This window comes from Bacteroides sp. AF20-13LB (assembly GCF_003603065.1).
Classification (GTDB): domain Bacteria; phylum Bacteroidota; class Bacteroidia; order Bacteroidales; family Bacteroidaceae; genus Bacteroides; species Bacteroides uniformis.
The window spans coordinates 1-1539 of record NZ_QTMH01000043.1; the positions used below are offsets into that span (position 1 = coordinate 1).

Sequence of the window (1539 nt, forward strand, 5' to 3'; positions counted from 1 at the left end):
ATTCCGTTACTTCGCAGGTAACGGGAATCTATATTTAATCAATTATATAAAAAGATGTTTAATACAGTTTCGATACATCTATAATTGTTTATAATATTTTAAATGAATAAAGATAAGGAGGGGCTTATAGGTGGAATTCTTATAATAGGACTAAGAAATAAGATTGAGGTGAAAGAGACTCAAAAGGTTTGCAAGACAGGGGAAAATATAAAGTCTTATTTTGTAGTACTTTGATATAAGAAAAGGTGGCTGAGAAACAAACAAGGCGATCCTTCCCTTCAAGAGAAGTCTCTTGCGGGAGGAATAAATAAGTACATATTTAGACTATTCTATCAATAAAAAGCAAAAAAACTATGCCGAAATTCCATTGCTTTTCACAAAAGAAATTACCTTCTCATTTGCCTCATCAATCTTCTTGTCGTTGAAGGGTTTGAGATAGGTTTCAGTAACATTTATCGATGAGTGTCCCATCGCTTCAGAAATAATTCCAGGGTGAATCTCGCAATAATATGCCATTGTAGCCCATGTGTGTCTTGCCGAATACGAGCTAAGATGTGAACTCATGTTTAAATGTGTTTTTAAAGTTGATAACTGATAGTTAAAACGTCTCAGAGCTGATTGATACTCTTTATAAGCCGCTTCGGTACCCTCCTTGCTATGTAATATTGGAAATAAATAAGGTGAGTTTTCGTCCTTATTGGACACCATGCGTACCAACTGCAAGGCTTCAGGGGACAGAAGTACCCGCAAGGTGTGACCAGTTTTTCTTCTACGATAGGATAATACATTCCCTTGCAGGTCTTTCTTGTGCAAGAAAGCTAAATCGACAAATGGGAGACCACGCATCATAAACATAAAAACAAATAGCATTTTGGCCTTTTGAAGGCTTGAGGAAGGAATCCTTTTGGACAAATCCATTTCTGTCCCGCGAACTAAAGTTCCTATATCCGAAGCTTCCAAAGCTCTTTTCTTGTCTGCTTTAGTTCCTGTATACACATGTTCAAATAATCTAGGAGTATAACGGACACATCGTAAATCTACAGCTCGATTGTAAGCCGAGCGAATGACTTTCATATAGGTGGAAACGGTATTCCAACTACAATCCCGTTGACGCAGGTACATTTCAAAACGTTTTAAAACCACTGAATTCAGTTTGCGCAGATGCAAATTCTGATAGTTGTTGAATACGGAAAACACATTCAATGTGGATTGGTAAATATGGGCTGTTCCCCATCTTCCATTTTTCCGAAGCTCTCCAATAATAGTTGACAGCATTTCTTGTAAGGTAATCTCTTTCATCTTCAATTTTAATTATACATTTCTTATTTATAATATGTATAAGGGTAACTCCTCTGTAATACAGAACACACGTACAAATACGCTAATAGCTGGGGCAACAACAATTCCATTAACAAAAAAGTGCGCTTAAATGCAGATTTTTCGATTAATTATAAAAAAACAGCATTATTATTTGCTCATTTATAGAAAAACGATTATGTTTGCACGGAAAATTCCTCCGTTACCTGCGAAGTAACGGAA

At 36.1% G+C, this 1539-nt stretch carries 1 protein-coding gene; it reads right to left on the minus strand.

The window, feature by feature from the left end; translation table 11 throughout:
- Window positions 1–351 precede the first annotated feature (351 nt).
- The gene (locus tag DWX62_RS21780; protein WP_119993333.1) at window positions 352–1299 is read right to left on the minus strand and encodes a site-specific integrase; all 948 of its coding nucleotides are present in this window, start codon (window positions 1297–1299) and stop codon (window positions 352–354) included.
- Window positions 1300–1539: the final 240 nt, after the last annotated feature.

Coding starts and splice junctions, on each gene's coding strand:
- DWX62_RS21780 (WP_119993333.1), bottom strand. CDS start 1,299: ATGAAAGAGATTACCTTACAAGAAATGCTGTCAACTATTATTGGAGAG.